The organism is Microbacterium aerolatum, from assembly GCF_007988825.1.
Lineage (GTDB): Bacteria > Actinomycetota > Actinomycetes > Actinomycetales > Microbacteriaceae > Microbacterium > Microbacterium aerolatum.
Window position 1 is genome coordinate 18,088 of record NZ_BJUW01000010.1, and the last position, 24,289, is coordinate 42,376.

The following is a 24,289-nucleotide window of genomic DNA, read 5'->3' on the forward strand; positions in this document are numbered from 1 at the left end:
TCACACTCCGGGGATCAGGGCGTGCGCGACGGAGAAGATCGCGAGCCCGGCCAGGGCGCCGACGACTGTGCCGTTCAGGCGGATGTACTGCAGGTCGCGGCCGACCATCAGCTCGATCTTCTCGGTGGTCTCGGCGGGATCCCACCGCTCGACGGTGTCGGTGATGATCGAGGCGATGTCGTGCCGGTAGCGATCGACGAGGAACACGGCGGCGTCGGACACCCACGAGTCGACGCGGCGCTGCAGTGCGGCGTCGGTCGTCAAGCGCTCGCCGACCTCTTCGATGGCCCGCACTGCGCGCACACGCAGGCTGCTCTCGGGGTCGGCCAGCGATCGGATCAGCCCGTTCTTGGCGGTGTTCCACGCCTCGGCGGCCAGTGCGCCGACGCGCGGACTGTCGAACAGCGACGCCTTGGCGTTCTCGAGCTTGCGCCGGGTGACCGGATCGTTCTGCAGGTTGTCGGCGAGCCGGCCGAGATAGCCGTCGATCGCGAGGCGGGCAGGATGCCGCGGGTCGGCGCGCACAGCATCCACGAACTTCACGGCCTCGTGGTAGACGGTGTCGTCGACGAACCGGTGCGCGAGGCGCGGCACCCACGCCGGCAGGCGACGCGAGACGAGCCCGGAGAACGCCTCGGCGTTGGCGTCCAGCCAGGTGGCGATGCTGTCGGCAGCGAGATCGACGGCGCCGTGATGCGCGTCGGACTCGACGATCTTCTCCAGCCAGGCGCCCGCCGGCGGACCCCACTCGGGCTGCACGAGATGCTCACGGGCCAGGTCGGTGATGAGATCGCGGACGTCATCATCGCTGAGCGCATTCAGCACGGCCGTCGCGATCGTCGAGGCCTCGGCCGCGACGCGTTCGGCGTGGTCGCGGTGACGCAGCCACTCGCCGGCACGCTTGGCGATCGCCGTGGAGGCCAGCTTGGTGCGCACGACGTCGGCTGCCAGGAAGTTCGTCTCGACGAACTCACCGAGGGTGCGGCCGATCTCGTCCTTGCGGTTCGGGATGATCGCGGTGTGCGGGATCGGCAGCCCCAATGGGCGGCGGAACAGCGCGGTCACCGCGAACCAGTCGGCCAGCGCGCCGACCATGCCGCCCTCCGCAGCGGCGCGGACGTAGGCGAGCCATGGATGCTGCGCCTGCAGCCAGAACGCGATCACGAACACGATCGCCATGAAGACGAGCGCGCCGAGGGCGATCGCCTTCATCACGCGCAGGGCGCGCAGGCGTTCCTGATCGGCCGGGGAGAGCAGAGCCATCGGAGTGCGCGGCATGTCTGTCATCCTCGCACGCACTCGGTCCCTGAGCCGGTCGAAGGGTAGCCTCGATTCGTGATCGAAGACATCAAGAAGCGTGCGCTGCACCGCACGAGCATCCTCGAGGGTCAGCTGCGCGGCGTCGCGCGCATGATCGAGGGCGAGGAGTACTGCATGGATATCATCACGCAGTCCCGCGCCATCCAGAAGTCGCTCGAGTCACTGAACCGCCTGCTGCTGGAGAACCACCTGCGCACGCACGTCACGCACATGTTCGAGGAGGGCGGCGACGAGCGTGAGCAGGCCGTCGACGAGCTGCTGAAGGCGTTCGACTTCGAGCGGAAGTAGGTCGCGGCGTCGGAGGTTGCTTTCGAGTCGAGCGGCAGTAAAGTCGCGGCGGCGGAGGGAGCTTTCGAGTCGAGCGGCAGTAAAGTCGCGGCGGCGGAGGGAGCTTTCGACTCGAGCGGCAGTAAAGTCGCGGCGGCGGAGGGAGCTTTCGACTCGCTGCGCTCGCTCAAGCCGTTTCGTCTTCGCGGCCTTCGGCCGCTTCGCTCAACGACCCGCATACCGCCCGCTGCACTCGACTCTCGGCGAACCCTTCTGCGGGTCGTTGAGCGAGCGCAGCGAGACGAAACGGGGTGAGCGAGCCGAAGGCGAGTCGAAGCCGCGGTTCAGCCCTCGAGTGGCCCGAGCAGCGCGCTCGCCGCGGTGGAATGCGCCGACTCCGGGTCGGACGGGTGGAACATGCCCGCCAGCACGTCGCGGTACAGCCGGGAGAGCTCGTTCGACGAGAAGTACGAGCCACCGCCCGCGGTGAGGATCGCCTGGTCGACGACGTGCTTGGCCATCACGACCGCACGGTGCTTGGTGCCCGACAGCAGTGTGAACCAGCGTGCGCCGTTGTCGACCTGTTCGTCGACATCGCGCGCCAGGGCGGCGATCTGCGGCGGCAGGGCGTCGTAGGCGAGGCTCATGTCGGCGATGCGCCAGCGGATGTCGGGATCCTGGCTGTACGCCAGGCCGGTCTTCTTCGAGGTCCGCTTCTGCACGGTCGCCACGGCGAGATCGAGTGCGCGCCGCGCGATGCCGGTGTATACCGAGGCGAGCAGCAGTTCGAAGACGCTGAAGATGCCGAAGATGATCGGGTCCGGCGAGGGTCCAGGGTCGATGCGGCGCACGACCTGGGAAGCGGGTGCGATCGCGCCGTCCAGCCGCGTCGTGCGGCTCTGCGTCGCGCGCATGCCGAGTGTGTCCCAGTCGTCGCTGGTCGTTACGACATCCGTCCTGTCGACGAAGGCGAACACGAGTTTCGGGGCGTCGTCGCTGGTCGTGTCGAGGCCGTGCAGGCCGAGCTTGGTCCACACCGGTGCGAGCGAGGTGAAGATCTTCGTCCCCGTGAACGCGTACGACCCGTCGGGGTGAGGGACGGCATCCGTATCGCTGCCGAACAGCACGAGGTCGTTGCCGCCCTCGCTGATCCCGAACGCGAAGACCTCACCGGCGACGGCACCGTCCTGCACGAACTCGAGCCCCGGCACGCCGCGGTCGCTGAACACCTTCGCGACCCCGGTCCACACCAGGTGCATGTTGATCGACAGCGCGGTGGCCGGGGATGCCGTCGCCAGCCGCTGCTGCAGGATCGCGGCCTGCTCGAGGCCGAGACCCGCGCCGCCGCGTTCGGCGGGAACGAGGATCTTCAGGTATCCGGCATCCCGAAGCTCGGCGAGATCCTGCTCGGGGAACGTGTTCTCCCGGTCATGGATCGGCGCGCGCTCGCGGATTCGGTCGAGCAGATCGTCGGGCAGGTGGGCGGCGGGGTCGAAACCGGCGGGATCGGAACTCATGACAGTGCCTCCAGCAGCTGGCGGATGGTGTCTTCTGGTTTGTCGCGGTGCGGCGAGTGGCCGGCACCGGCGACGATCGACATCGAGATGTTCTCGTTCGAGGTCAGCACTTCCTCGGCGACCTCTCCGGTGAACAGGCTGTAGACCTCGGGGTCGGCGCCGATGACGTGCGTGGGAACCGTCAGGCGCGCGGCATCCGCCCGAACATCCCACGGCTGGTTCTGCGCGCTGGTCTGTTCGACTGCCCAGCGGCTGCCGCGCGCGACGGCGTCGATCTTGAGCTCGTGGTCCTGCGGGTGCCAGTGCGGATGCTCCGCCTGCACGACCTCGATCCGGTTGTCCGCGAACGCCCGCTCCTGGCTGCGGCGCACGATCGAGGCGTCGCGCCCGTCCACGAGGATGGCCGGGTCGATGAGGATGAGCTGCTTCGTCCAGTCGGGGGAGGATGCCGCGGCCACCGTGCTCGAGGCACCGCCGAGCGAGTGCCCGATGACGGCATCCCATGCGCCGCCACGGTCCGGGTGCGTGCCGATGAGGTCGTCGCCGTATGCGCCGACCGTGTAATCCATGGCTCGCGGGGCGTCGCCGTGGCCGCGCAGATCGATCGCGACAGCGTGCCATCCGGCGTTCGCGAGGGCGTCGCCGAGCCGCCACATCAGCGCTCCGGACGAGCCGAGCCCGTGCACGAGCAACGCCGTCTTCTCGGATGCGGGATCGCCCCATGAGATGCGGGGCAGAGTCACAGCGGTCACGAGATCAGCCTAAGAGTGCGGGCGGTCGCGGCGCTTGGAAAACCCGGACCATCTGGCGTGTCGGCGGCGCGTCGCACGGTGACGCGCCGGTGCGGGCCGTGTTGCGCTCTGTTTTCCGATCGGGAGCGCGGGAGAAGCTCGCGCAGTCAGTCCAGTGGCGGCATATCGGCGGCGATCGTCAGCACGCGGGCTGCGGACTCGTGACCGGCCTGCAGGCGTGCGCCGAGCGGTGGGCCTTCGAGCGTCGCGGCGAGGAAGCCCGCGGCGAATGCGTCGCCGGCACCGACGGGCTCGACGACCTCGACGGTCGGGGCGGGGACGAACACCGGCTCGGCGTCGCCGTCGAAAGCGGTGGCGCCGACATCTCCGTCCTTGACGACGAGCAGCGCGCAGTCCGGCAGGAACGTCCGGATCTCGGATGCCGTGGCGGTGCCCCACACGCGCTCTGCCTCATCGCGGCCGACGAACGCGATGTCGGCGGCGTTCGCGAGACGGGCAAGGGTGGCCGCGGCATCCTCGATCGACCACAGCGCGCGGCGATCGTTCACGTCGAACGACACCAGAGCGCCCGCGCTGCGTGCGTCGTCGAACAGCTGATCGACCATCGCGCGGCAGGAGGGCGAGAGTGCCGGCGTGATCCCGGTGGTGTGCACGATCCGGACGCCGGCGAGACGCTCGGCCGGCAGGTGGCCCGGGGACATACGGGATGCCGCGGAGCCGCGCCGGTAGTAGTAGACGGAGGAGCCTTCGGCACCGGGATCCTTGAACATGACCCCGGTCGGCGCGTCCGCGTCGCGTTCCGCCCACACCTGGATGCCGCGACGGGACAGCTCGGACGAGATCCGGATGCCGAGCGGGTCGTCGCCCAGTCGCGAAGTCCAGGCTGCGCGGCGGCCGGCGGCGACGAGGCCCGCGGCGACGTTCGACTCGGCGCCGGCCAGGCTGATCGTCGCAGCGTGCGCGTCTGCGAGTGCGGCATCCGTCGGCGTCAACAGCGCCATCGTCTCGCCGATGCAGACGATCTCGGGAAGGGTGGTCTCAGGCGTGGCAGAAGTCATGTGGGAGTGATCGTCGTGACGGGTTCGGTGTCGGGGTACGGGCTCGGGTCTCGGTCGCGCAGGTCGGGCAGATACCGCACGAATGCGATCGAGACGATGACACCGACGATAGCGAACAGCACGGCGGCGAGGTACGCGCCCTGCGGGCCGCCCGTGCCGTCGACGAGGAATCCGGCGATCGCCGAACCCGCGGCGGCGCCGATCAGCTGTCCCGTGCCCGCCCATCCGAAGGCCTCGGCGGTCTCGCTGAACTTCACGCTCGCGGTCGTGATCGCGAACAGCACGGCGAGGGCGGGAGCGATGCCGAGCCCCGCGATGAGCAGCGCACCGCCGAGCCAGAAGATGTTGAGCGCGAACATGGTCAGGGTCAGGCCGACCGTGAGGATCAGCATCCGCCGGGCGATCGCCCACGGTCCGATCGGGATGTGGCCGAACGAGAGGCCACCGACCAGGCTCCCCACCGCGAAGATCGCGAGCACGAGGCCGGCCTCGAGGCTTCCGTGATCGAACGCGGCGACGACGCCGACCTCGACCGCCGAGCAGGCGCCGATCAGGAGGAACCCGATGACTGTCGCCAGCATCACAGGAGGCTTGAGCAGCACCTTGCCGAGACTGCGGCGGCTGCGCGGGATACGGACGCGCCCCAGCTCAGGCGCTGCGATGAACCAGCCGCAGCCGAGCACCAGGATGATCGCGACCAGGAGCAGGCCTTCGGTGGTGCCGACCTGGGTGGAGACGAGCGTGATGACCACAGGGGCGAGGATCCAGATGATCTCCTGCAGCGAGGCGTCCAGCGAGAACAGAGGTGTCAGCTGCGAGGAGTTGACCAGCTTCGGATAGATGGTGCGCACCGCCGACTGGATGGGCGGTGTGGAAAGGCCGGCGAGCATGCCGAACGCCATGTAGCCGGGAACGTTCAGGGGGAGCACGCCCAGAGCCAGGACGGCGAGCGTGCACACGAGCGCCGTGAGGGTGATGACCCGGCGCATGCCCCACACGCCCATCCACCGGCTGGTGACCGGGCCGGCGACGGCCTGCCCGATCGAGGTCGCGGCGAGAACGAGGCCGGCGGCACCATAGGAGCCTGTCTGCTGTTCGACGTGCAGCAGCACGGCCAGTGAGGTCATGCCACTGGGGAAGCGCGCCGTCAGCTGAGAGGCGATCATGCGCCCCACGCCAGGGGTGCGAAGAAGGTCCCGATATCCCGCCACGAGACAACGCTACTGGGCCGCGATCGTCGTGCGCACGCGGGGGTGCGATCCGACACGCCGCGACACGCCGAGGCGCACTTTCCACAGGAAATCGGACGTCGGAACCCCCGCGTAGCGTGCGACCTGTGGATGGATCCGCGAGCGGCTCCGCAGAACCGCGAGATCATGCGCTTCGCGAGCTTGGAAATCAGGTTGCGATCTGTGGATGAAATGGTGGACAACCTGTGTTGTAACCAGTGGAGAACGGTGGAAAACTACACGGATGTAACTACTAGCCCTTGTGGTCACTCCTAATGTCCGTCCCCATATGTAGTATTGAGATCCCGGCGGGGGTCTGTCGGAAAAACTTTGGATCTGAGGGGAAAGAAATGTCGATCACGGTCTACACCAAGCCTTCGTGCGTGCAGTGCAACGCGACCTATCGCGCGCTCGACGCGAAGGGCATCGAATACGAGATTCACGACCTCTCCGAGGACGCTGCGGCGCTCGAGCAGGTCAAGGCGCTCGGCTACATGCAGGCACCTGTCGTCGTCACCGACGCGGGGCACTGGTCGGGCTTCCGTCCCGACAAGATCGACGAGCTCGCAGCCCGTCTGGCGTAAGCCCTTCGACACAGCTCAGGGAGCGGGGTGGACAATGCGTACAGTCGCGACGGCTGCGCCGCTCCTGGTCTACTTCTCCAGCACCTCGGGCAACACAGCCAGATTCATCGAGAAGCTCGGCCTGCCGGCGCAGCGCATCCCGCTGCTCCGTGCAGACGAGCCGCTCGTCATCGATGAGCCGTTCGTCCTCGTCACTCCCACCTACGGCGGAGGCCAGGGTCGGGGTGAGGAGAAGGGGGCGGTTCCCAAGCAGGTGATCCGGTTCCTCAACGACGAGCGAAACCGTCGTCACCTTCGCGGAGTCATCTCCGCAGGAAACACGAACTTCGGCGACTCCTTCGGCGTCGCCGGCGACATCATCAGCCGCAAGTGTCATGTGCCGCACTTGTACCGCTTCGAAGTATTCGGCACGCAGGACGACGTAGATCGCGTGAGCGACGGATTGGAGCGATGGTGGGTATTGCAGTCGAAGAGCATGACGCAGTGACCGAGCAGGTGGCGTTCAAGGCGAACCCGGCATACGAGGGTCTCGACTATCACGCCCTCAACGCGATGCTGAATCTTTACGACGCGAACGGCAAGATCCAGTTCGATGCCGACAAGCGGGCCGCGCGGGAGTACTTCCTGCAGCACGTGAACCAGAACACGGTGTTCTTCCACTCCCTCAAGGAGCGCCTCGACTACCTCGTCGAGAAGGAGTACTACGAGGGCGACCTCATCGCGAAGTACTCGCTCGAGTTCATCCAGAAGCTCAACGACCTCGCCTACTCGAAGAAGTTCCGCTTCGAGACCTTCCTCGGCGCGTTCAAGTACTACACCAGCTACACGCTGAAGACGTTCGACGGCAAGCGCTACCTCGAGCGCTTCGAGGACCGCGTCGTCATGACCGCGCTCGGTCTCGCCGACGGCGACGAGCAGGTCGCCATCGACCTCGTCGAGGAGATCATCTCCGGCCGCTTCCAGCCGGCCACCCCGACCTTCCTCAACTCGGGCAAGGCCCAGCGAGGCGAGCTCGTCAGCTGCTTCCTGCTGCGCATCGAAGACAACATGGAGTCGATCTCGCGCGGCATCAACTCCTCGCTGCAGCTCTCCAAGCGCGGTGGTGGCGTGGCACTGCTGCTGTCGAACATCCGCGAGTCGGGTGCGCCGATCAAGCAGATCGAGAACCAGTCCAGCGGCATCATTCCTGTCATGAAGCTGCTCGAAGACAGCTTCAGCTACGCCAACCAGCTGGGTGCCCGTCAGGGCGCAGGTGCGGTGTACCTGAACGCGCACCACCCCGACATCATGCGCTTCCTCGACACCAAGCGTGAGAACGCCGACGAGAAGATCCGCATCAAGACGCTGTCGCTCGGCGTCGTCGTCCCCGACATCACCTTCGAGCTCGCCAAGAACGGCGAGGACATGTACCTGTTCTCCCCGTACGACGTCGAGAAGGTCTACGGCGTACCGTTCGGCGACATCTCTGTCACCGAGAAGTACCGCGAGATGGTCGACGACCCGCGCATCAAGAAGACCAAGATCAACGCGCGCGAGTTCTTCCAGACCATCGCCGAGATCCAGTTCGAGTCGGGCTACCCGTACATCATGTTCGAGGACACGGTGAACAAGGCCAACCCGATCAAGGGCCGGATCAACATGTCCAACCTCTGCAGCGAGATCCTGCAGGTGAACACGCCGACCACGTACAACGAGGACCTCTCGTACGACCAGATCGGCAAGGACATCTCCTGCAACCTCGGCTCGATGAACATCGCACTCGCGATGGACGGGGGAGACCTCGGCGCCACCGTCGAGACCGCCATCCGCGGCCTCACCGCGGTCAGCAACCAGAGCCACATCTCCTCGGTGCGCTCGATCGAGGACGGCAATGACCGTTCGCACGCGATCGGTCTCGGCCAGATGAACCTGCACGGGTACCTGGCACGCGAGCACGTGTACTACGGCTCGGAAGAGGGCATCGACTTCACGAACATCTACTTCTACACGGTGCTGTTCCACGCGCTGCGCGCGTCGAACAGGCTGTCGATCGAGCGTGGAGTGGCCTTCGACGGGTTCGAGGAGTCGAAGTACGCCTCCGGCGAGTACTTCGACAAGTACATCGATCGCGCATGGGAGCCCGAGACCGAGAAGGTCAAGGAGCTCTTCGCCGGCCACCACATCCCCACGCAGGCGGACTGGGCCGAGCTGAAGGACAGCATCCAGAAGCACGGCATCTACAACCAGAACCTGCAGGCCGTCCCGCCGACCGGCTCGATCTCGTACATCAACAACTCGACGTCCTCGATCCACCCGATCGCGTCGAAGGTCGAGATCCGCAAGGAAGGCAAGCTCGGTCGCGTCTACTACCCGGCGCCGTTCATGACGAACGACAACCTGGAGTACTACCAGGACGCGTACGAGATCGGCTATGAGAAGGTCATCGACACGTACGCCGCCGCCACGCAGCACGTCGACCAGGGCCTGTCGCTGACGCTGTTCTTCAAGGACACCGCCACCACGCGCGACATCAACAAGGCGCAGATCTACGCATGGCGCAAGGGCATCAAGACGATCTACTACATCCGTCTGCGTCAGCTCGCCCTCGAGGGTACTGACATGACCGAGTGCGTCAGCTGCATGCTTTGATGCATGTGAATATAGTTTTGGTGATTGAGAGAGAAAAGAAGAAATGACGCCCGAATCGCTCAAGCTGGTCGACCATGTGCAGGCGATCAACTGGAACCGCATCGAAGACGACAAGGACCTCGAGGTTTGGAACCGTCTGGTGAACAACTTCTGGTTGCCCGAAAAGGTGCCGCTGTCGAACGACGTACAGTCGTGGAACACGCTGACGCCTGAAGAGCAGCTGCTCACCATGCGTGTGTTCACCGGTTTGACGCTGCTGGACACCATCCAGGGCACCGTCGGCGCCGTGTCGCTGATCCCCGACGCGATCACGCCTCACGAAGAGGCGGTGTACACCAACATCGCGTTCATGGAGTCGGTGCACGCCAAGAGCTACTCGTCGATCTTCTCGACCCTCGCGTCGACGAAGGAGATCGATGAGGCGTTCCGGTGGTCCAGGGAGAACGTGAACCTTCAGAAGAAGGCGCAGATCATCATGGACTACTACCAGGGTGATGACCCGCTCAAGCGCAAGGTCGCATCGACCCTGCTGGAGTCGTTCCTGTTTTACTCGGGCTTCTACCTGCCCATCTACTGGTCGTCGAAGGCCAAGCTGACGAACACCGCCGACCTCATCCGCCTCATCATCCGCGACGAGGCTGTGCACGGGTACTACATCGGCTACAAGTACCAGAAGGGGCTCGAGAAGGAGACCCAGGAGCGTCGCGACGAGCTCAAGGAGTACACCTTCAACCTGCTGTTCGAGCTCTACGACAACGAGGTGCAGTACACACAGGACCTGTACGACGGCGTCGGTCTCACCGAGGACGTCAAGAAGTTCCTGCACTACAACGCCAACAAGGCACTGATGAACCTCGGCTACGAGCCGATGTTCCCGTCCGACGTGACGAACGTGAACCCGGCGATCCTTTCGGCGCTGTCTCCGAACGCCGACGAGAACCACGACTTCTTCTCTGGGTCGGGCTCCTCGTACGTCATCGGCAAGGCTGAAGCCACCGAGGATGACGACTGGGACTTCTGATGCGAACGTCCCGGTATCCTGGACGGAGCATTCACAACAGGAGGCAGCCGTGATTCTCAGTTTCATCATCTTCTTGGCCCTTTTCATCGGAGGCATGTGGGTGATGGGCATCTCCTTCGAGATCACCGGCTTCGAGGCGCTCCTGTTCTGCACGGGGCTCGCCATGTTCTGCCTGTCGATGGCGTGGATCATGCGCGCCACCCGTAGCGGAGCCACCCGCCGTTCGAACAACTGGGATGGCGGCCCCGCTACCAACTGACGCGAGTCGACCGACGCCGCGCGGACCCCGGACCTGCTCCGGGGCAGCGCGGCGTCTGCGTTTCTCCTCCGAGCCGTGGTTTGCCACCTGGCTGTCGAGCATCGTGCAACAGACGGCAATCGCTTGTTGCCCTGCGCGGCAACGGCCAGGCTTGCGGCGCACGCTAACCGTTCGAAGGAGAACTTTGATGAGTGGATTCTCACGCAGGGCACGTCGTCGAGGAATAGCGGCGGTTGCGCTCGCCGTTCCGCTGACGCTGGCGATGAGTGTGGGCGCCGTGGCAGCCGAGCCGCAAGCCGCGGACGCTGATCGGGCGGCCACCTCCGTGACCGGCAAGGGCCAAGGAAAACGGCCACGGCCACGGCCACGGAAACGGCAACGGCCATGGCAACGAGGGCAACCACGGCAAGCCGCCGGTGCTCGAGGCGACCGTCAAGTCACTGATCAAGGTGAAGGGGCGCCACTTCAAGGACCTCAACGCCAACGGCAAGCTCGACGTCTATGAGGATTGGCGCAAGCCGGTCGAGGATCGCGTCGCGAACCTCGTGGATCAGATGACGCTCGAGGAGAAGGCCGGCCTCATGCTCATCGACACCCTGAACGCGGCATGCGACCCGGCATCCGGCGAGTTCGGCACCGTCCCGGAGCTCGCCGACGACTTCATCGGCGAACAGCAGATGCACCGCTTCATCTTCCGCAACGTCGTGGCCGCCGGAGACCGCGGGGCTTGCGAGCCGTCCGGCGGGGGATTCTCGACGAACGTCGTGGTCACCCCCCCCGAGAGGCCGCGGAGTTCATGAACGCGATCCAGGAGAAGAGCGAGGCGACGCGTCTCGGCATCCCGGCGCTGTACAAGTCGAACGCCCGCAACCACATCGATCCGCAGGCCCGTGCCGGCATCAACGAGTCGGCCGGTGCGTTCTCGCCGTTCCCGAAGGAGGCCGGCATCGCCGCCGCCGCCCTCGGCGAGCAGGCGCTGAACGACGGCGAGGCCACCGACGGCGACATGTCGGTCGTCGAGGACTTCGCCGAGGTGATGGGCGACGCGTTCGGGTACCACCTGAAGCCCTTCGAGGCAGCCATCGAGGCCGGCGTCTCGTCGATCATGCCCTACTACGGTGTGCCGGTCGACGTCACCTACGAGGGCGTCGACTACGAGGAGGTCGGCATGGCGTTCTCCGACCAGATCGTCAACGGTCTGCTGCGCGACCAGATGGGCTTCGACGGCTACGTCAACTCCGACACCGGCATCATCAACGAGCGCGCCTGGGGTCTTGAGGATGCCACGGTTCCCGAGCGCGTCGCTGCGGCCATCAACGGCGGCACCGACACCCTCTCCGGCTTCAACGACGTCGCGACGATCACGGATCTCGTCGAAGCCGACCTGGTGAGCGAAGAGCGCGTGACGCTCGCCGCCGAGCGCCTGCTGACGCCGATGTTCCAGATGGGACTGTTCGAGAACCCGTACGTCGACCCCGAGGTCGCCACCGAGACCGTCGGCAGCGACGAGAACCTCGCCACGGCCCTCGACCTGCAGCGCAAGTCCACCGTCCTGCTGCAGAACGAGGACTCGCTCCTCCCGCTCAAGGGCGGGGAGACCGTCTACGTGCTCGGCAACGTCGACGCGGCGGAGGTCGCAGCATCCGGCTTCGACGTCATCGACGGGAACAACCCCGACGAGCAGCGCACCGCGGCAGACGCCGATGTCGCGCTCATCTCGATGACGGCGCGCAATGTGAACACCGGCAGCTACGTCAGCAACGATCCGGCCAGCGGGCTGAACCCCGAGCACACCAACCCCAGCGTGATCGACGGCTTCGCAGGGCTCGACGGGCAGAGCCCGTACGGTGCCGCCGACGCCTGCGTCGCGACGGGTGCAGCGGCGTGCACCGACAACGGTCTGCGCTTCGGTGGATCGCTGCCGTGGGAGTCGAGCGTGATCGACTTCTCCGGCATGTCCGAGGCGGAGTCATGGGAGGTCACCCCTGGCCTGGACACGGTGCAGCAGGTGATGGCAGAGGTGGGAGCCGAGAACACCGTTCTCGACATCTACTTCCGTCAGCCGTTCGTGCTCGACGAGGAGAGCGGCCTGCGTGACGCAGGCGCGATCCTCGCCAACTTCGGCAACACCACCGCGTCGCTGATGGACATCGTCTCGGGCGAGTTCAACCCGCAGGGCAAGCTCCCCTTCGCGCTCGCCGGGACGCCCGAGGCCATCCTCGAGCAGAACAGCGACACTCCTGGATACGAGGAGACGACCGACGGGGCGCTGTTCCCGTACGGATTCGGCCTCAGCTACCAGGACTGACGACAGCACGAAAAGGCGCCGCCCGGGGACGAACCCGGGCGGCGCCTTCATGCGTTCAGGACGACACCGGATACCGCTGTTCGCGCAGCAGCTGCGCCAGGTGCGCGGCGTTCGCGGTGGCCGTCATGGTCGACTGGGCCACCTTCTCCGGCGTGCTGTCGAGATCCTTGTAGTCGGTGCCGTGCATGGCCTCGCCGTTCCAGTACACGACCCCCTGCGCCGGGATCGTGAACCCGACATCGCCCAGCGCCTGGTACAGGATGCCGGTGATGTGATGCGCACCGTCCTCATTGCCCACGATGCCGGCGATCGCGACCTTGTCGAACAGCGTCGGGCGTCCCTCGTCGTCCGTCTCGCTGAGCTCGGCGTCCAGTCGCTCGAGCACCCGCTGCGCGACGCTGGAATGCTGGCCGAGCCACGTCGGCGTCATGAACACGATGATGTCCGCTCCCAGCACCAGCTCGCGGAGCTTCGGCCACTCATCGCCATCGCCCATGTCCGCCTGGACGCCTGGCCTGATGTCATGGTCGATGGCACGGATGCTGTCGATGCCGACACCATGGCCGGCCAGGGCCGACAGGATCTGCCGTCCCAGCAGATCGGAGCTGGACTCGGCAGGGGACGGCTTGAGAGTGCAGTTGATCATCAGTGCGGTCAGTTGTGTGTCCATACCCGCACGGTAGGACAGGTCCCTCTGGGCGCAGAGGGGGTTTCGCGAGGCGAGCCGAAGGGGTAGTGGATCAGCGCCGCTTCGCCAGCCGCGCTTCCAGGTTCGCCTTGACGGCGGGCCATTCCGGCTCGATCACCGAGTACTCCACGCTGTCGCGCAGGGCGCCGTTGCGGTAGCGCGAGATGGCGCGCATGACTCCGTCCTGTTTGGCGCCGAGCCGCTCGATCGCCGTGCGGGACTGGAAGTTCACCCACTGGGTGGTGAACCCGACGCGATACACGCCCAGGACCTCGAACGCGTGCCTCATCAGCAGCAGCTTCGACTCGGCGTTCGTCCCCGTGCCGTGTGCGGACGGCCGGTTCCACGTGTACCCGATGTGAAGCCGCGGCACGGAGCCGTCGAGGTCGTAGTACGTCGTCATCCCGATCGCGCGTCCAGCGGCGTCGAACGCGGTGAAGGGCACCATCTCGCCCTTCTCGCTCAAGGCGAGGCGCCGCTCGATCTCGTCGGCGACTCCGTCTGGCGCCGGCACCGACGTGTACCAGGCGCTCTGCCAGAGGTCTCCCTCCTGCACGGCGTCGACGAGGCCGCCGCGGTGGCTGCGATCGAGAGGTCGCAGTTCGACGAACTCACCGGTCAGGACGAGAGGGGCAGGAGGAGTCAGAAAAGCCACGTGCCCATTCAATCAGTGCTCGTCTACGCTGAGAGCATGCCGTTCGTCTCGCTCCTCATCCTCGCCCTGATGATCGGCGCGCTGATCGACGTGATCACCCGCGACCAGTCCCAGGTGAAGCACCTCCCGAAGATGGTCTGGGTGATCCTGGTCGTGCTGATCCCTCTGATCGGCAGCATCCTGTGGTTCACCCTCGGGCGCGAGTACGGCGAGGGCGGCGTATCCCTCCCGCGGATGCCGCGCCGCCAGGCCCGCGCGAGCGCACCACGGCCCGCAGCGGCGCAGTGGGCCCCGCCGGCCGATGCGCGCACGACCGAGCAGCAGATCGCCGACCTCGATCGCGAGATCGAGGAGTGGCGGCTGCGCGAGGAGATCGCCAAGCGCAAGCGCGAGGACGGCGCGGTCTAGGCGCTCTCGGCGTCGAAGGACTCGCGCAGCGCCGGCTCGAGCGTCGGATAGGCGAACTCGAACCCCGCGTTCGTGAGCTTCTCCGGGAGCACCCAGCGGCTCTTGAGGATGAGTTCGGTCTCCGTGCGGATGCCGATGGCACCGATCTCCAGCATCCATCGCGGGGTCGGCGGGCCGAAGCGCACGCCGAGAACGCGCCGGACCGTCGCCATGAACGTGCGGTTGTCGACCGGGTCCGGCGATGCCGCGTTGATCGGGCCGTCGAGTTCCGGATGCTGTTCGACGAAGTCGATGATGCGGGCGACGTCGTCGATGTGCACCCAGCTGAAGCGTTGCGTACCGCGCCCCGCGCCGGGGTCATGGGCGGTGCCGGCTGCTCTGCGCGCACGACTGACCGGCCACCAGCCGTCGTACTGCGCTCCGCCGAGACCGATCCGGGCGAGGTTCTTCAGCGGCCCGAGGACGCCGCCGTGGCCGAGCACGATCGTGCTGCGCAGGGCCACCCGGCGGGTGCGCGGCAGTTCGTCGGCGAACAGCGCCTCCTCCCACGCCTTCGCGACCTCGACCGAGAACCCCGCGCCGATCTCGCCGTTCGACTCCGTCTGAGGCCTGTCCTCGGCGTGACGGTAGATCGTCGCGGTCGACGAGTTCAGCCACAGCGCCGGCGGATTGGCTGCCGCCGCGATCGCCTGGCCGAGAGAGGCGGTGGTGTCCAGGCGCGAGCGGAAGATCTCCGCGCGATTGCGTGGCGTGTACCGGCAATTGACGCTCTTGCCGGCGAGCCCGATCACAAGGGCTGCGCCATCCACCGCTCGCTCGATGCCGGCCTGGTCGTCCCAGGTCAGATCCGCACCCGAGCGCGAGATCGTGATGACCTCGCGTCCTTTGTCACGGTACTTCTGCTGCAGTCTCCGCCCCATGAATCCGGACGATCCGCCGATGACGACCCTGCCGCTCATCAGCGGTCGCGCAGCCTGACCAGTCGCTCGTGCCCGGTCTCCTCGAGTTCGGCGATCTGCTCGCGGGACTTCAGGAAGTCGGAGAACGAGCGGTAGCCGAGAGCCTTCTCGCTGAAGGACGGATCCATGCGGCGCATGTGGGTCTTCACCGCAGAGCTGTGCAGCCACTCGTCGGCGTCGGACTTGTCGTGCCCGAGGCGCAGGGCGCGCTGCAGCAGGGCGGTGGCTTCGTCCTGCTCGCTCAGCGGCGTCGCCTCGGTGTCGGCCTCGGCCGGTTTCGCGCTCTTCTTCGCGCGGCTGCGGGTGGCGGTCTTGGTCTTGGCCGGGGTTTCGGTGTCGGTGGCCGCGGTCGCATCCGCCTCGGCAGTGGCCGGGGCCGGGGCTGCGGTCTTCTTGGCCGCAGGACGCGCGACGCCGGGCAGCGAGTCATACGATTCGAACTCGTCGCACGCGGCGGCCAGCGATTTCGCCGTGGAGCCGGCGACGCCGACACCGATCACGTAGCGCCCCAGCCGCTTGCAGCGCTGAGCGAGGGGGACGTAGTCGCTGTCCCCGGCGACGAGGACGACGTGGGTGAGGTCGGACAGCCGGAACATGTCCTCAACCGCATCCACCGCGAGCCGGATGTCGGCGCCGTTCTTCGCGTACGCCGCGGCGGGGAACAGCTGCACGAGGTCGACGGCACGGGCGACGAGCTGCGAGCGGTACTCGGCGTTGACGGGCGACGACCAGTCGGCGTAGGCGCGGGTGAGCACCAGCGTGCCGAACGAGGCGGCGTAGTCGATGATGGCGCCGACCTCGATCATGGCGTCCTTCAGCCGCTCGGCGACCTCAGGGTCATGCGGGTTCTCCGCGATGCGCTGACGATCCTTGCCGTACGCGTTGCGGCCGTGCACGCGGTCGTACCAGGAGATGACGATGTTGTCGAAGTCCAGGTAGACGGCGACGCGGGCCTCCTGGGTGTCAGCCATTGCTGCGCTCCTCACTCGGGTACCGGACGCCGATCTGCGCCCGGATCTCGTCGAGCGTCCCCATGATCGCCACGCTCTCGGCGAGCGGCAGGATGTCACCGGCGAGGATGCCGTCACGCACGAGCCGCTCGGCCGCCTGCGCCTGGTACTGCATGCCGCGGCCGTCGACGTGCGACTCGTAGCTCTCGCGCACCTCGCCGTCCGGCGCGACGACCCGGAAGGAGGTCGGTGCGTACCAGATGCGATCGATCTCGATCCGCGCCTCGGTGCCGATGATCGCTGCCGTGTTGGGGCCTGCGGCTCGCGAGGACGACAGGCTGGTCGAGATCGCGCCCCCTGCGTGGGTCATGATCGTCGCGACCTCGGCGTCGGCTCCGGTTTCAACGAGGCGGGCGGTGGCCTGCACAGTCTCGGGGGCGCCCAGGATGTCCCAGATGAACGAGATCGGGTAGATGCCCAGATCGAGCAGCGCCCCGCCACCGAGTTCGAGTGCGTTCAGACGGTGCGCGGGGTCGGAAGAGAGCTTCTGGGTGTGGTCGGCGGTGAGCGCGCGGATCTCGCCGAGCGCGCCGCTGGAGACGATCTCGCGGATGCGCACCATGTGCGGCAGATAGCGCGTCCACATGGCCTCCATGGCGAGCAGCCCGCGCTCGGTCGCGATGCGCTGCAGGTCCTCGGCCTCGGCCCGGTTGACCGTGAAGGCCTTCTCGACGAGCACGTGCTTGCCGTGCTCGAGGGCGAGCTTCGCGCCGGCATGATGCATCGGATGCGGCGTGGAGACGTAGATGATGTCGACGTCGGGATCTGCGACGAGAGCCTCGTAAGAGGCGTGCGCGCGGGGGATGTCGAACTTCGCCGCGAACGCATCGGCGGACGCCTGGGAGCGCGAGCCGACGGCGACGAGATCGAGTCCTGCGGTGCGCAGATCGGAGGCGAAGGCGGATGCGATGCCGCCTGTGGCGAGGATTCCCCAGCGAAGACCAGTCATGCTCTCAGCGTAGAGCAGACGTGAGCGCCTCCTGCGGCACGAGCGGGAAGACCTGCTCTGCGATGCGCTCCAGCTCCTCATCGAGCGGCGACGCCTGGATCAGCAGCAGCGTGATTCCGGCATCCGCATAATCGTGGATGCGCTCGGCGACCTGCTCCGCGGTGCCGACGAGGTTCGGGCGCAGTCCGCGTGTGCCGACCGAGTACTCCCGACGGCTGACCTCGAGAGAGAGCTGCGAGTTGCGGCGGAACTGTTCGAACGAGGCGTACCCGGGGGAGTTCTCGTCGACCGTCGTGATCCGCTCGAGCTCGCGCTGCGCCTCGGCCTCGGTGTCGCGGACGATGACGTACGCCGGCATCCCGAACTCTGCGATGGGGCGGCCGTGCAGTCGCTCTGACCGCGCGTTCATGTCGGTGACGTTGCTGCGCACTTCGTCGAGCGTGCCGCCATGCATGACGTAGGCGTCGGCGAAGTCTGCGATCGCCTCCCGACCGGCCTCGCTCTCACCGCCGGCGAACACGACGGGGTGCACAGACGGTTTCGGCTCGACGATCGTCTCCTCGAACTCGTAATGGTCGCCGCTGAAGGTGAACGGGGTCTGCGACCACAGGCCGTTCAGCACCTCGACGAACTCCTTGGCCTGCGCGTACCGGGCATCATGCGCCGGGAAGTCGCCGCCGAATTGGCGCGCCTCCTCGGCCCACCACGCGGCCACCACGTTGAGGGCGACGCGCCCCGGGGCCACGCTGTCGAGCGTGCTGACGGTCTTCGCCAGGACGGCGGGGAGGTGGAATCCGGGCCGGACCGCGGTCATCACGCGCAGCTGCTCGGTGACGGCGAGGATCGCCGCCGACAGCGACCACGCCTCCAGGCTCGGTGCGTCGGTGCCCTTGCGGTCGTTGAGGTAGAGCTCGGGCACGAGCGTGGTGTGGAAGCCCAGCCGGTCGGCCGTCGTTGAAACTTCGCGGATGTACTCCCAGGTGGCGGCCATCCGCCCTTCTTCGGTGACGTTGCGGAGGAATCCGCCGTAGACGGGGGTCCAGTATCCGAGGTTGATGCCCATGATGCTCCGGTCAGATGCGCGCGAGGGCGCGGTCGAGGTCGGCGATGAGGTCGGCGGGGTCTTCCAGACCGGCACTCAGTCGGATGGTGGTCAGCGAGATGCCGGCGGTGGCGCGCTGGGCGGCGTTCAGATGCGAGTGCGTCATGGATGCCGGGTGAGAGACGAGGCTGCGCGCATCGCCGATGTTCGCCACCAGTCGGAAGACCTCCAGGGCGTCGACGACGCGTGCGACCCGGGCGTGCACATCGGCTGTGCCGCCGGCGTCGTCCTCGGTGAGGTCGAAGGAGAAGACCGACGGGACTCCGCGCGGCAGGTAGCGCTCGGCGAGGCCGTGCCAACGGTTGCCAGGGAGGCCGGGGTGGTGGACGGCGGCGACCTTCGGATGCTGCGCCAGGTGCTCCGCGAGGGCGAGCGCCGTCGCGGACTGCCGTGAGACGCGAAGATCGAGCGTCTCGATGCCCTGGAGGATCTGCCATGCGTTGAAGGGCGAGAGCGAGGGGCCGAGGTCGTGGACGTACTTCGTCTTCACAAGCGCCGCGAACGCCTGCCCGATCCCGAACCGCTCCCACAGCACGAGGTCGCCGAACCGCGGGTACGGGGCGGTGAACTGCGGCCAGCGCTCGGGGTCGGCGCCGAAGTCGAAGGTCCCCTGGTCGACGACCACGCCGCCGAGCGAGGTGCCGTGCCCGGCGAGGAACTTCGTGGCTGAGTGCACGACGAAGTCGGCCCCGTGCTCGCCGGGGCGCACCAGGTGCGGCGTGCCGACGGTGTTGTCGATGACGACCGGGACGCCGGCGTCGTGCGCGATCTGCGCCACGGTCTCGAAGTCGAGCACCTGTGCGATCGGGTTCGCGATCGACTCGGCGAACACGGCGCGTGTGGTGGGCCGGATCGCGGAGCGCCAGGCATCCGGGTCGTCCTGATCGACGAAGGTGACCTCGATGCCGAAGTCGGCGAAGGTGTCCTGGAACAGGTCGACGGTGCCGCCGTAGAGCTGGTGGGCCGACACGATGTGGCCGCCGCGGCCGGCGAGCGCCAGCAGCGTGACGGCGACCGCGGCCTGTCCGGAGGCGACGGCGACGGCGGAGGTGCCGCCCTCGAGTGCGGCGACGCGCTGCTCGAGGATCAGCTGCGTCGGGCTGGAGCTGCGGCTGTACAGATTGCCGATCTGGCGCAGTGCGAAGATGTCGGCCGCGTCGGCGAGAGAGGCGAATTCGTACGCAGCCGTCTGGTGGATCGGCGGAACCGCGCTGTTCTGGGGCGTGCTGGAGTCGTAGCCGGTCTGCACCTGCGCGGTGGAGAAGCCGCGGGTGGGCTCCGTCATACCGGTGCTCCCTGGCGGTGCGGCCGTACGACGGGCTCGCGCACGTCGCCGGTGCGCAGGCGCTCCAGCCACAACACGATCGTGGCGGCCACGCTGCGGTGCGACTGGTCGTTGAGCGCGTCATGCAGCCCGTCGACCGTCTCGATGAGTTCGAGATCCGGCACTGCGCTGAGCACGGCGGCTGCTTCGACGATGGGAGCGACCGGGTCTGCAGCGCCGTGGAAGGCGAGCACCGGCACCGAGACGGCGGCCAGGTCGGCGGCGTCCGGGACGGCTTCTGCCGCGACCGCATTCGTGCGGGACTCCGGCGCACCGAGCACCCCGAGGTGCAACGGGCAGGCGGTGCGCTCGGCGTCGGCGGGCTGCGCGGCTGCAGCGTCGACGGGCGTGCCGGCGAGGAGCGCGGCGTCCGCCTCCGCTCCCTGTGCGAGCGCCCGAAGAATCGATGCCGCGCCGGTGTCGGAGCCGGCGAGGACGCGGGGCGCGTCGGCAGCGGAGATCCAGGATGCCGCGGCATCCGCGTCCGCCTCGAAGATGGCGACCGTGTATCCGTCCGCGCTCAGGCGACGGCCGAAGCGCTCGTAGACGGGGGCCAGCTCGCCGCGTCCTGTGACGAGCGCGATCGTGCCGCGCACGCGGGCGGCTGGCCAGACGGCGGCGGGGGACAGGTCGGTGGTCATGCGGTCCATCCTCGGGGCGGGGTGCGGGGGCTGTCTGCGATGTGTCGAACTGTTGCAGTTGAGGTCACGATGTGAAGCTCTCCAGCGCGACGCGCAGCTCTCTTCTTCGTTCTCTGTCAGCGCCCGGCTTGGCCAGAGTCGGCGCGGACTCGATGAGCAGTTTCGTGTACGGATGCCGGGGCTCTTCGAGCACCTGAGCGGTGGGTCCGTCCTCGACGATCTCGCCGCGGTACAGAACGATCAGCCGATCGGTCACACCGGCGACTGAGCCGAGGTCGTGTGAGATGAACAACTGCGACATCCGTCGTTCGTCTGCGACGAGTCGGAGCAGGTCGAGGATCTGCACACGGCTCGATGCGTCCAGCGCGCTGACCGGCTCATCGAGGATGAGCAGCTGCGGTGACAGCACCAACGCCCTGGCCAGCACGATCCGTTGCCGCTGCCCGCCAGACAGTTCGCCGGGGAACCGCTTGCGCAGAGACGGATCCAGTCCTACGAGCCGGATGGCGTCATCGACCGCCTGGCGGACTTCATCCGTCGACAGCTCTGCACGAATCAGCAGTCCCTCCGCGATCGACGCGGATACCTCGACATCTGGGTCCAGGCTTCGCAACGGATCCTGATAGACGTACTGCACGACTCCCGATCTCCGGAACGCACGCAGCGTTCTTCCCCGCAGGGACGCGAGGTCAGTTCCGTCCACGCGCACGCTGCCGGAGAACACCGTGGTGAGCCCGAGCAGGCTGCGTGCAAGTGTGGATTTGCCCGAGCCCGTCTCACCGATGAGTCCGACGCGTTCATCGATGCCGATCGTGAGCGAGATGTCACGAAGCACTGCGTGTCCTCGAGAGCGGCCGCCGTAGCCGAGCCCGGCTTTCTCGATTCGCACCAGGTCAGACACGGGCGGCCTCCTGCCGGTGGAACCGATCGAGTCCGTACTCGGCGTGCGCGGTCACGAGCGAACGCGTGTAGGGGTGAGCCGGCGCGTTGAGCACCTCACCGGGTGTGCCGTGCTCCACCACTCGGCCGTGTTGCATCACATGGATGCGATCGCACAGCTGAGACACGACGGGCAGATCGTGCGAAACGAACAGCACGGCAAGGCCGGTGTCAGCGCGAAGTCCCGCGATCACGTCGAGCACCTCGGCCTGAACGGTGACATCGAGCGCTGTCGTCGGTTCGTCGGCTATCAGCAGCTCCGGGGACTCAGCGATGGCGATGGCGAGCAGCACCCGTTGCAGCATCCCTCCGCTCAGTTCGTGCGGGAGCCGCCGTGCGACACGCTCAGGAGCGGTCAGCCCCAGGTCGCCCAGACCGTTGACCGCTGATGCCCAGGCTTGCCGGCGACGCTGACCCTTCTTGACCCAGTGAACCTCGGCCAGTTGCCTTCCGACACTGAGCGAGGGATTCAGGTACGCTCCCGGGTCCTGGAACACCGCGCCGATACGAATTCCACGGATCCGGCGCCACTGCGATTCGGTCGCAGACCGCAGGTCGGTCCCGTCGAAGTCGATCCGCTCGGCTGTCACGTCCAGCGACGCGGGCACGATGCCGAGGACTGCTCGGCAGGACAGCGACTTGCCGCTGCCGGACTCCCCGACGATGCCGAGAGCCTCGCCGCGCTCAAGCTGGAAGGAGACGTCGTCGACGAGTGGACGACCGGTTGCGGTCGTGATCGTCAGATGGGAGACCTCGAGCAGAGTCATGCGGGTACCTCCTGCGGTGTGGATGAGTCGGCGCGTTCGGAGCTGCGATGCGTCTCCGCGTCGCGCAGCGCGTCTGCCAGAGCATTGAAGGCCCAGACGGTCGCGACGATGAGCGCTGCCGGCGCGACAGGCCCCAGCGGGCGCTGATACAGGTACTTCAGATCGCTTGCGAGAAGACCGCCCCAGGTCGGTTCAGGCGGGACGACGCCGATCCCGAGGAAGGTGAGGGAGGCGACGATGACGAGCGCAGCCCCGGTGAGCCCTGCAGCGGTGACGGTGATCGCCGGCAGCACCTGCCGCCACACGTGTCTGCGCAGGATCCACATCGTCGACGCGCCCATCAGATCGGCCGCTTCGACGTACTGCGATCGTGATGCCGTGAGGGCGGCCGCGCGAGTCACTCGGAAGAATGCCGGAGAGATGAGGATGCCGACAGCACCCATGGCCTGAGGAACTCCGTTGCCCAGCAACGAGGTCATCGCGATCGCGAAGACGAGGAAGGGCAGCGTCATGAGCGCGTCCGTCAGCCGGAGCGCGAACCACTCGAAGGTTCTGGACAGCTGGATCGACAGCAGTGCTGGGATCACGCCGAGGAAGAGCCCGATGGCGACGGCCATGAGAGCGGAGAGGAAGGACACCGGCGAACCGGTGAGCAGTCTGCTGAACACGTCTCGCCCCAACTCGTCGGTTCCGAGCAGATGCGCCGCGCTCGGCCCCTGCAACATCGCCGCGGTGTCCTGCGCGTATGGATTCTGCGGCGCGAGCAGCGGGCCGAACGCGGTGAGCAGAACCACGATGACGAGGACTGCCAGCGCGACCTTCGCGCTGGTCGGGCGGATGATGGCCGCGAATTTCATGTCGTGGCCCTCCGAGAGCCCGGCTGAAGCGCGTTCAACGAGACGTTCACCAAGACGTTGAACGCCAGCACCAGGACGATGGCGACGACCAGTGTGCCCTGGACAACAGGTACATCGCCGCGCAGTGCTGAGTCGGCGGACAGGAGACCGAATCCCGGCATGTTGAAGATCGTCTCGGTGACCACGGCGCCCCCGAGCAGCGCGGGGATCTTCATCCCGAGCACGGCGACCGCGGGGCCCGCGCCATTGCGGAGTGCATGGACGACGAGGATCCGGCGCGGATGAAGCCCCCGAACGACCGCACCGGTGATGTACGGCTGCGCCAGCGTATGGACCAGGCCGGTGCGAAGCTGGCGGGCCAGATCCGCGGCGGGGTCGAGGCTCAGTGCCACGGCAGGCATGATGATCAGCTGGAACCAGAGACCGGGATTCTCGCCGAAAGGGACGTATCCAGAGGACGGCAGCAGATGGAGCCAGACGCTGAAGATCACGATCAAACCGATCGACACGACGAACGGCGGGAGGGTTGAGACCACGGTGGTGACCGCTGTGATCGCACGGTCGATCGGTCGTCCCTGGTTGACCGCGGCGACGATGCCCAGCAGCACCCCGACGGAGACTCCGAGCACAAGGGCGACCGACACGATCGAGGCGGTCACCGCCAGACGCTGACCGATCAGCTCGGACACGCTGAAGCCGTTGTACCAGCTGACGCCGAGGTCACCGGTGAGCAGGGAGCCCATCCAGTTGAGGTAGCGCAGGATCAGCGGCTGGTCGATGCCCAGCTCAGCGTTGATCTGCGCGATGCGTTCTGGTGTCGCCTCGTCACCCGACAGCGAGGCGGCGGGGCTGAGTCCGCTCACGGCTCCCAGAAGGAACGTGATGAGCGTCGCGAAGATGAACACGGGCACGACGATCAGGACAGTGCTGCCCAGCAGTCCGGCCAGCCGTCCACCCCAGGCTCGCGGGGTGGACGGCTGCGGCGAGGTCGTCGCTGTAACCGGTGCGGTGGCGGGAGCCAGTGTCACCATGACGCTCGGGTCGGCG

At 67.1% G+C, this 24,289-nt stretch carries 26 protein-coding genes; 9 read left to right on the plus strand and 17 right to left on the minus strand.

The annotated features are described in order from the left end of the window. Complete coding sequence (locus MAE01_RS11255) at positions 1-1,278, minus strand: DUF445 domain-containing protein (RefSeq protein ID WP_147039655.1); 1,278 nt, start codon at positions 1,276-1,278, stop codon at positions 1-3. A 57-nt stretch (positions 1,279-1,335) separates the two neighbouring features. Here MAE01_RS11255 and MAE01_RS11260 point away from each other — a divergent pair, with 57 nt between their 5' ends. Beyond that, on the plus strand, positions 1,336-1,608 hold the full coding sequence (locus MAE01_RS11260; RefSeq protein WP_147039656.1) for a metal-sensitive transcriptional regulator: 273 nt from the start codon (positions 1,336-1,338) through the stop codon (positions 1,606-1,608). Positions 1,609-1,931: 323 nt separating this feature from the next. Here MAE01_RS11260 and MAE01_RS11265 read toward each other — a convergent pair whose 3' ends face one another. The 4 genes from MAE01_RS11265 to MAE01_RS11280 all read right to left on the minus strand — a co-directional run bounded on the left by MAE01_RS11265 (position 1,932) and on the right by MAE01_RS11280 (position 6,125). Beyond that, entirely contained in the window at positions 1,932-3,104 is a 1,173-nt protein-coding gene (locus MAE01_RS11265; RefSeq protein WP_147039657.1) for an acyl-CoA dehydrogenase family protein, read from the minus strand. Next, entirely contained in the window at positions 3,101-3,856 is a 756-nt protein-coding gene (locus MAE01_RS11270) for an alpha/beta fold hydrolase (RefSeq protein WP_147039658.1), read from the minus strand. The genes MAE01_RS11265 and MAE01_RS11270 overlap by 4 nt, the downstream gene beginning before the upstream one ends. Positions 3,857-4,002: 146 nt before the next feature. Next, positions 4,003-4,914 (minus strand): sugar kinase, encoded by a 912-nt coding sequence (locus MAE01_RS11275; RefSeq protein ID WP_147039659.1) that lies wholly within the window; start codon positions 4,912-4,914, stop codon positions 4,003-4,005. Continuing rightward, entirely contained in the window at positions 4,911-6,125 is a 1,215-nt protein-coding gene (locus tag MAE01_RS11280) for an MFS transporter (RefSeq protein ID WP_186806220.1), read from the minus strand. Before MAE01_RS11280 ends, MAE01_RS11275 begins: the two co-directional genes overlap by 4 nt. Before the next feature lie 368 nt (positions 6,126-6,493). Here MAE01_RS11280 and nrdH point away from each other — a divergent pair, with 368 nt between their 5' ends. From nrdH to MAE01_RS11310, 7 genes are all read left to right on the plus strand, one after another. Then, a complete protein-coding gene (gene nrdH, locus MAE01_RS11285; protein ID WP_147039661.1) occupies positions 6,494-6,727 on the plus strand; it encodes a glutaredoxin-like protein NrdH in 234 nt (77 codons plus the stop codon). Between the two features lie 34 nt (positions 6,728-6,761). Continuing rightward, on the plus strand, positions 6,762-7,214 hold the full coding sequence (gene nrdI / locus MAE01_RS11290; RefSeq protein ID WP_147039662.1) for a class Ib ribonucleoside-diphosphate reductase assembly flavoprotein NrdI: 453 nt from the start codon (positions 6,762-6,764) through the stop codon (positions 7,212-7,214). Beyond that, a complete protein-coding gene (gene nrdE, locus MAE01_RS11295) occupies positions 7,211-9,355 on the plus strand; it encodes a class 1b ribonucleoside-diphosphate reductase subunit alpha (RefSeq protein ID WP_147039663.1) in 2,145 nt (714 codons plus the stop codon). Before nrdI ends, nrdE begins: the two co-directional genes overlap by 4 nt. Before the next feature lie 43 nt (positions 9,356-9,398). Continuing rightward, a complete protein-coding gene (gene nrdF / locus MAE01_RS11300; protein ID WP_147039664.1) occupies positions 9,399-10,376 on the plus strand; it encodes a class 1b ribonucleoside-diphosphate reductase subunit beta in 978 nt (325 codons plus the stop codon). Between the two features lie 49 nt (positions 10,377-10,425). Further along, positions 10,426-10,635 carry a hypothetical protein gene (locus MAE01_RS11305; RefSeq protein ID WP_147039665.1) on the plus strand — a complete coding sequence of 70 codons (210 nt, stop codon included), beginning with the start codon at positions 10,426-10,428 and terminating at the stop codon, positions 10,633-10,635. Between the two features lie 416 nt (positions 10,636-11,051). Beyond that, positions 11,052-11,435: a hypothetical protein gene (locus tag MAE01_RS16105; RefSeq protein ID WP_222591674.1), complete on the plus strand. Its 384-nt coding sequence runs from the start codon at positions 11,052-11,054 to the stop codon at positions 11,433-11,435. After that, positions 11,432-12,943 carry a glycoside hydrolase family 3 C-terminal domain-containing protein gene (locus tag MAE01_RS11310; protein ID WP_222591675.1) on the plus strand — a complete coding sequence of 504 codons (1,512 nt, stop codon included), beginning with the start codon at positions 11,432-11,434 and terminating at the stop codon, positions 12,941-12,943. Before MAE01_RS16105 ends, MAE01_RS11310 begins: the two co-directional genes overlap by 4 nt. A gap of 55 nt (positions 12,944-12,998) precedes the next feature. On the opposite strand, the gene MAE01_RS11315 is transcribed toward MAE01_RS11310, so the two are convergent. Beyond that, complete coding sequence (locus MAE01_RS11315) at positions 12,999-13,613, minus strand: flavodoxin family protein (RefSeq protein WP_147039667.1); 615 nt, start codon at positions 13,611-13,613, stop codon at positions 12,999-13,001. A gap of 70 nt (positions 13,614-13,683) precedes the next feature. Further along, positions 13,684-14,277, minus strand: coding sequence for a GNAT family N-acetyltransferase (locus tag MAE01_RS11320; RefSeq protein ID WP_147039743.1), 594 nt, complete (start codon positions 14,275-14,277; stop codon positions 13,684-13,686). Positions 14,278-14,286: 9 nt separating this feature from the next. Here MAE01_RS11320 and MAE01_RS11325 point away from each other — a divergent pair, with 9 nt between their 5' ends. Further along, the gene (locus tag MAE01_RS11325) at positions 14,287-14,694 is read left to right on the plus strand and encodes a PLD nuclease N-terminal domain-containing protein (protein WP_229718283.1); all 408 of its coding nucleotides are present in this window, start codon (positions 14,287-14,289) and stop codon (positions 14,692-14,694) included. Here MAE01_RS11325 and MAE01_RS11330 read toward each other — a convergent pair. The 10 genes from MAE01_RS11330 to MAE01_RS11375 form a co-directional block, all read right to left on the minus strand. After that, positions 14,691-15,653 (minus strand): epimerase, encoded by a 963-nt coding sequence (locus tag MAE01_RS11330; RefSeq protein WP_147039668.1) that lies wholly within the window; start codon positions 15,651-15,653, stop codon positions 14,691-14,693. The two genes, MAE01_RS11325 and MAE01_RS11330, sit on opposite strands and share 4 nt — an antisense overlap. Then, positions 15,653-16,624 carry an NYN domain-containing protein gene (locus tag MAE01_RS11335; protein WP_147039669.1) on the minus strand — a complete coding sequence of 324 codons (972 nt, stop codon included), beginning with the start codon at positions 16,622-16,624 and terminating at the stop codon, positions 15,653-15,655. The genes MAE01_RS11330 and MAE01_RS11335 overlap by 1 nt, the downstream gene beginning before the upstream one ends. Continuing rightward, positions 16,617-17,612 carry a Gfo/Idh/MocA family protein gene (locus MAE01_RS11340; RefSeq protein ID WP_147039670.1) on the minus strand — a complete coding sequence of 332 codons (996 nt, stop codon included), beginning with the start codon at positions 17,610-17,612 and terminating at the stop codon, positions 16,617-16,619. The genes MAE01_RS11335 and MAE01_RS11340 overlap by 8 nt, the downstream gene beginning before the upstream one ends. A gap of 4 nt (positions 17,613-17,616) precedes the next feature. Further along, entirely contained in the window at positions 17,617-18,675 is a 1,059-nt protein-coding gene (locus MAE01_RS11345; RefSeq protein WP_229718284.1) for an LLM class flavin-dependent oxidoreductase, read from the minus strand. Positions 18,676-18,685: 10 nt separating this feature from the next. Continuing rightward, a complete protein-coding gene (locus MAE01_RS11350; protein ID WP_147039671.1) occupies positions 18,686-19,999 on the minus strand; it encodes an O-acetylhomoserine aminocarboxypropyltransferase/cysteine synthase family protein in 1,314 nt (437 codons plus the stop codon). Beyond that, positions 19,996-20,679, minus strand: coding sequence for an alpha/beta hydrolase (locus MAE01_RS11355; protein ID WP_147039672.1), 684 nt, complete (start codon positions 20,677-20,679; stop codon positions 19,996-19,998). Before MAE01_RS11355 ends, MAE01_RS11350 begins: the two co-directional genes overlap by 4 nt. Before the next feature lie 64 nt (positions 20,680-20,743). Beyond that, positions 20,744-21,580 carry an ABC transporter ATP-binding protein gene (locus MAE01_RS11360; RefSeq protein ID WP_147039673.1) on the minus strand — a complete coding sequence of 279 codons (837 nt, stop codon included), beginning with the start codon at positions 21,578-21,580 and terminating at the stop codon, positions 20,744-20,746. Continuing rightward, a complete protein-coding gene (locus MAE01_RS11365; RefSeq protein ID WP_147039674.1) occupies positions 21,573-22,385 on the minus strand; it encodes an ABC transporter ATP-binding protein in 813 nt (270 codons plus the stop codon). The genes MAE01_RS11360 and MAE01_RS11365 overlap by 8 nt, the downstream gene beginning before the upstream one ends. Then, positions 22,382-23,242 (minus strand): ABC transporter permease, encoded by an 861-nt coding sequence (locus MAE01_RS11370; protein ID WP_147039675.1) that lies wholly within the window; start codon positions 23,240-23,242, stop codon positions 22,382-22,384. The genes MAE01_RS11365 and MAE01_RS11370 overlap by 4 nt, the downstream gene beginning before the upstream one ends. After that, on the minus strand, positions 23,239-24,273 hold the full coding sequence (locus tag MAE01_RS11375) for an ABC transporter permease (RefSeq protein WP_147039676.1): 1,035 nt from the start codon (positions 24,271-24,273) through the stop codon (positions 23,239-23,241). The genes MAE01_RS11370 and MAE01_RS11375 overlap by 4 nt, the downstream gene beginning before the upstream one ends. Positions 24,274-24,289: the final 16 nt, after the last annotated feature.